The organism is Ruegeria intermedia (assembly GCF_900129345.1).
Classification (GTDB): Bacteria; Pseudomonadota; Alphaproteobacteria; order Rhodobacterales; family Rhodobacteraceae; genus Ruegeria; species Ruegeria intermedia.
Genome location: NZ_FQVK01000056.1, coordinates 1 through 5,606, shown reverse-complemented (window position 1 = coordinate 5,606; position 5,606 = coordinate 1). Strand labels below are relative to the sequence as shown.

Sequence of the window (5,606 nt, the reverse complement as noted above, 5' to 3'; positions counted from 1 at the left end):
TTCAGATAGGTCTCGCGCACCTCCTTGTGGGCGACGAGATCGGCGAAGAAGGCCGAGCCGCATTCCGCGCGCAGCTGCACCGCGCCGGTGGAGAGCCCGCCGAGGCTGTCCTCCACGCTTTCGATCAGTGCCTGGCATTTCTTGCGCAGCGCGCCCGAGGCGGGGCTGGTGTTGTCGAGGTCGAAGTCGATCTCCGTGGCGGGCGCGATGGCGAACTCGGCGAAGTAGTCGATCACCACCGCGCCGTCCTTCGGATCGAGCACCTTGCCCTGGATGCCGTTCAGCATGTGATACTCGAAGGTGGCCTCGGCATCGTTCCTGAGGCGGCGCAGCCGGCGGGCGACCTCGGCCTGGATCTGCTGGGTCTCGGACTCGGACCCAAACGCCCGGATGCCCTGGATCTCCGAGGCCCAGAGCACGTCCTGCTTCTTGAACTGCCGGCACACGAAAGCCCGCACGTCGCGGCGTTCCGGGATCTGCTGTTCGTAAGCCGAGCCCCGCTCGGAGAAGGGGATCAGCGACAGCGTGCCGTCGCGGCTCTCGATGACGACGGTGCGCGCGCGCACGCCGCGCGGACTGAAGAGCCCCGAGCCCGAGAGCGTGGCCGGCTTGTAGGGGATGTTCTCGAGCGCGCGGGTGAGCTCGATCACCGAGAAGGCATCGGTGTAAAAGATGTCCATGGTGGCCATGGGAAAATCCTTTCAGGCGAGCGCTTCAGGAGAAGTGGGAACCGGTTCTCCGCCTGGAAGCGCGATGATGGAGTGATGTCAGCGCACGAGGATGCCGGCGGCGGCCATCGCCGCATGCGCCGCATCGATCTCGGGCTGGGTCGGGGTGCCGGCGAAGACGAGGTCATGGCCGCTGACGATGGCGGGGCCGCGCAGGAGCGCGACCGCCTCCACGTCGGCGGCGGTGGCATCGGCCTTGCCCCAGAGGACGCCGACGGCGGTCTCGGTGCCATCGGTGGCAGCCGGGTCGTGGGCGGCGTATTTGCCGGTCGCGGTGATCCTGCCCAGCACGGTGCCGGACTGCAGGACCGGGTTGCCTGTCCCGGTGGCGATGGTGACGACCTCGCGGGTGTAGTCGCGGAAGGCCTCCCAGACGAGAAAGCCGCCGGAATGGGTGGTCTCGGAAAGAACGGGCATGATCTGTTATCCCTTGCGCTTGAAGGTGCGGTTGATGACGTCGGCCCAGGGCCGGGCCGAAGGGTTGGGCCCGGGCTGCGGGTGATGGGCGCTGATCTCGGGATCGGCTTCGGCGCGGGCCGTCAGCAGGGCCGCGCGCACCTCGTCAAGGCTCGCGTCCTGTTCGAGGAAGCGGCCCGTCATATGCGGCTGCCCGGCGAGGCGACAGAGATCGACCACGGCGCGGGCGTAGGACATCGCCTCGGCGCGGATCGCGGCGGGGTCCGGCGGCGCGTCGCTGGGCGGTGGCGTCTTTGCCGACGGCTGTGGAGCGTCGGTGGCGGAATCCAGCCCGTCTTCGGCGTCCTCGACCCGATCCGGGCCGTCGGTGGCCTCGGTGGCGGCGCTGTCGGACTTGTCGCCGGACACGGGCTCGGCTTGCATGGCGTCGACCAACACCGGTGGCGCGTTGCGGAAGCGCCCGATGTCAAAGGTCGCGGCGATCTGGACAGGCTCGATCAGCCGGTCAGCAAAGCCCGCCTCCACCGCCTCGGCCGCCGTGAACCAGGTCTCGGCCGCCATCAGCTGCGCGATGTCATCCGCGGGCTTGCCGGACTTCGCCGAATAGCCCTTGATCAGCGCGCCCGCGATCTTGTCGAGCGCCTCGGCCATCGCCCGCATGTCCGCGGCGGTGCCCATGACGAGCCCCGAAGGGTCATGGATCATAAGGAAGGCGTTCTCGGGCATCACTACGCTGTCGCCCGCCATGGCGATGTAGGAGGCGGCCGAGGCGGCAATGCCGTCGATGGTGACGGTGACCTTGCCGGCGTGGCGCCTGAGCGCGTTGTAGATCGCCACAGCATCGAAGACCGACCCGCCGGGGCTGTTGAGGCGCAGGGTGAGGGCTGCATCGCCCGGCAGCTTGCCAATCTCCGCGATGAAGTCCTTGGCGGAGACGCCATAGGCGCCGATCTCGTCATGGATCGACAGTTCCGCGCCCTCGGCAGTGGCGCGGATATTGTACCAGCTGTTCATGGATCAGGATCCCTTGTTGGGCTCGGTTTCTTGCGAGGGTGTGGCCCGCGCTCCCTGCCTCTGGCTCGGGCCGGTGCCGTAGCTCAGCCCCAGCTCAGCGGCGCGGGCCGCATCGGCCGCGTTCTCGCGATCGATCTCCTCGATGTCGTAGCCCGTGGCCTCGACGGCCTTCCTGCGCGACATGAGCCCCGCCTCGATCGCCAGCAGCTGCGCCTGGATGTCCTTCAAGGGATCCACCCAGTCCCAGCGCGGCGGGATCCACTGCACGGCCCGGGCCGCTTCGATGTCGGGAAGATCGAGCGCGCCCGACAGCGCGGCCGCCTCGAGCCAGCGCGCCCAGACCGGCCGGCAGAGCTGATGGGCGATCACCCCGTGCTGCAACTGGCTGAAGCGCCGGCGGAACTCGACGAGCTCGGCGCGCAAGGACGAATAGTTGGCCTGGCGCACATCGCCGGTGACCAGATGATAGGGCAGGCCCAATGATGCCGAGATCGCCAGCAGGGTGCGGTACTGGAAGGCCTCGTAGCCCCCGCCCACGTCAGCGGGCGACGAGAACTTCACGTCCTCGCCGGGCAGCAGCACCTGCAGCGTGCCGGGCTCGAGGCTGGCAACGCCGGTGCCGTCCTCTGCATCCTCCACCGCGCCCATCAGCTGTTCCTCGGGCGCGGCCTTGGTGATAAAGCCTGCGAACATCGCCGCGGTCTTCTTCCGGTCGAGCTCGGCATCGTCGTACTGGTCGAGCAGGAACAGCCGCACCATGGCCGGCGCCACATGCGGCAGGCCCCGGATCTGGCCTGCGTCGAGCGGGCGGTAGACGTGCAGCACGTCTTCGGCGGGCACGCGCACCGTCTCCGGGATCGTGTCTCCCCTGTCGGTGCTGTCGCCCGGATGGCGACGGCGGAAGTGATAGGCCACGCGCCGGCCGACATGATCGAACTCGATGCCGCAGCGGATGGCGTTGCCATTGGCGGCCGTCTCGGTCTTGTCGAAGGGCAGCATCTCGGACTGAAGAAGCTGCAACTGCATCGGCACCCGCAACCCGTCCTCGGCCCGACGCGGGCGCAGCCGCACGAAGCATTCGCCGGCCGCGAACATCTCGCGGGCAACCATCGCCTGAAGGCCGTAGAAGTCCGTCAGCCCGTCGGCATCGGTCTCGTCGGTCCAGGCGAGCCAGAGCCGCTGAACCCGGTCGCGGAGCTCTGCGTCCGCGATCAGCGAGGACGGCTTGATCCCGTCGCCGACGAGGTTCGCGGCGAAGGCCTCGCAGGCATTGGCCGCATAGCCGTTGGTGACAACCAGTTCACGCGAGCGCGCCAGCAGACGCGGGCCGCCCGAGGCGACCAGGGCATTGATGTTCTCCAAGGGCGGGTTCCAGCCCCTGAGCCGTCGCTTCGCCATGGCGCCTTCGAGGCGGGCGCGCATGCCCGAAGGGCCGCCGGGCTTGCGGCGGCGCAAGGCATCGAACAGGCCCACGGCTCAGAGCCCCTTGGTTGTCGTCACGCGCAGATGCCGCACGATCCGCCGCCCCTCGGCCGCCGCGATCTCGCGATCCAGCGCCTCGATCGCCCGGTCGATCTCGGCAAGGCTGCGGTAGTCCACGGTCTTGCCGTCATAGCTCACCCGCGCCACGCCGCTCGCGCGCGCGGCCGCAAGCGCGTCCCGGCGGGTCCGAAGTTCTGCCAGTGTGGCCATCGATCATCCCATGTAATTCGAGCGCACGGTCCGTCGCCGTCGCTGTGCCGGGCGCATGGTCCGCGGCTTCGCCATGCCGGTTGGGGTTTCCGCAGCCGCGCCCGCCACCTGCGCCTCCAGGTCGGCCCATGTCGCCTCGCCCCAGCGATCCGCCCCGGCAATCCAGGCGGCGGCGCGGGCATAGACCCGGCAATCGAGCGCCTCGTTGCGCTCGCGCAGCTTCTGCCATTCGAGCTTCGCGAAGCCGCGCCGGTTGCGCACCGTCACCAGCTGCTCGGCGACGAGCTGCCGGATCCATTCGGTGTCGGCCCAGCCGGGCAGATGCACGGTGCCGGGCGGGAACGAAGCACCCTCGTTCAGTTCTTCCGCCGTCGGCCGCGCCAGCCGCAGGAAGCGGTAGGTTTCGGCCTTGAAGGTGGACACCGCCACCGTCCAGAGCCGCGCGCCCCGGCGCAGGCGCTTGCCCGTGACGGTCGCATCGACGTAGGTCGGCCCGGAGACCGGGCTCAAGCGGTTGAAGCCCTCGAGTCCCTTGACCGGCGCCACCTGCGCAAAGCCGACCGAGCGCGCCCAAGCGTAAACCGCAGCGGTCTCATAGCCGGTGTCGATGGCCAGCTTCGCTAGGCCCAGCTCCGCGCCGCCGGCATGCCGCCAGCTGCGGCCGAGCAGGTCCGTCAGCGCGTCCCAGCTCTCAGGCCGCGCCGGGCCGCCTTCGATGACGACGTGATCGACGAGCCAGCTTTCCAGTCCTCGCCCCCAGGCCCAGACATCGACCTCGATCCGGTCCTTCTGCACGTCGGCGCCGGCGGTGAGGAACAGACCCTTTTCGGGCACCGTGCCCGCCGGCCAGTCCTCGCGCCGCTCGGCGATCCGCTGCCAGTCGGGCGCGTCGCCCGTCTCGATCCAGGTCTCGCCGAGCACCGTGTTGCGAAACACCCGCTCGGCCTCATCGGAGCCCGCCGCCGTCTCCTTGTCGCGCGCGATGTCGGCCCAGCTCTTCCACCCCGGCGGCGAGTAGAGCGCCGAGAGATGAAACCCCACCGTCCGCGCATCGCGAGGCTCCGCCGTCGCCCGCCATTCGCCCGCGGCCAGCATCGCCGGCTTGTGGTGCTCCTGGATCGGCTCGTCGCAGGCATCGCAGTGATAGGCCGCCGTCTCCGGTTTGCCCTTCTCCCAGCGCAGGCGCTCGAACCGCAGCCACTGCATCTGCCCGCAATGCGGGCACGGCACGAAGAAGCGCCGCTGGTCGGACGCCTCGTATTCGCGCTCGATCCGGCTCACGCCGCGGATCGTGGGCGTCGAGACCAGGAAGACCTTGCGCCGGTGCGCGAAGGTCAGCGAGCGGGCCTCGGCAAGCCCGACCGGATCGCCTTCCTCGTCGGCCGAGGCCGGATAGGCGTCCACCTCGTCGAGGAAGACGTAACGCGCCGGCATCGAGCGCAGGCCCACGGCGGAGTTGGCGCCGGTCATCACCAGCACGCCGCCGGGGAAATCCTTCGACAGCTGCGTGTTGCCGCTGTCCCGCGCCCGCGCGGGGCGGACGCGCTCCTTCAGCGCCGGGCTTTCCTCGATCAGCGGGTCGATCCGTTGCCGCGAGTTCCGCTTGGCGAGCTCCACCGTCGGCTGGACGGCGAGCATCGGCCCCGGCGCGTGGTGGATGACGAAGCCGATCCAGTTGTTGCCGGCTTCGGTATTGTGCGTCGGGATCCAGCCCTTGCCGCAAAGAAACAGGTGGCTGGGCGCGTCGACCTCGAT

At 69.5% G+C, this 5,606-nt stretch carries 6 protein-coding genes; all 6 read right to left on the bottom strand.

Annotated features, from left to right (window positions below):
• A partial coding sequence (locus F3H26_RS18970; RefSeq protein WP_149777529.1) for a major capsid protein occupies positions 1-689 on the bottom strand: 689 nt, incomplete at its 3' end.
• 78 nt (positions 690-767) lie between these two features.
• Positions 768-1,145 carry a head decoration protein gene (locus tag F3H26_RS18965; RefSeq protein WP_149777528.1) on the bottom strand — a complete coding sequence of 126 codons (378 nt, stop codon included), beginning with the start codon at positions 1,143-1,145 and terminating at the stop codon, positions 768-770.
• Positions 1,146-1,151: 6 nt separating this feature from the next.
• Positions 1,152-2,159, bottom strand: coding sequence for a head maturation protease, ClpP-related (locus F3H26_RS18960; RefSeq protein ID WP_149777527.1), 1,008 nt, complete (start codon positions 2,157-2,159; stop codon positions 1,152-1,154).
• A gap of 3 nt (positions 2,160-2,162) precedes the next feature.
• Positions 2,163-3,632 carry a phage portal protein gene (locus F3H26_RS18955; protein WP_223162595.1) on the bottom strand — a complete coding sequence of 490 codons (1,470 nt, stop codon included), beginning with the start codon at positions 3,630-3,632 and terminating at the stop codon, positions 2,163-2,165.
• A 3-nt stretch (positions 3,633-3,635) separates the two neighbouring features.
• Positions 3,636-3,851 carry a phage head-tail joining protein gene (locus F3H26_RS18950; protein ID WP_149777526.1) on the bottom strand — a complete coding sequence of 72 codons (216 nt, stop codon included), beginning with the start codon at positions 3,849-3,851 and terminating at the stop codon, positions 3,636-3,638.
• Positions 3,852-3,854: 3 nt separating this feature from the next.
• On the bottom strand, positions 3,855-5,606 hold a 1,752-nt coding region (locus F3H26_RS18945), incomplete at its 5' end, for a phage terminase large subunit family protein (protein ID WP_223162594.1).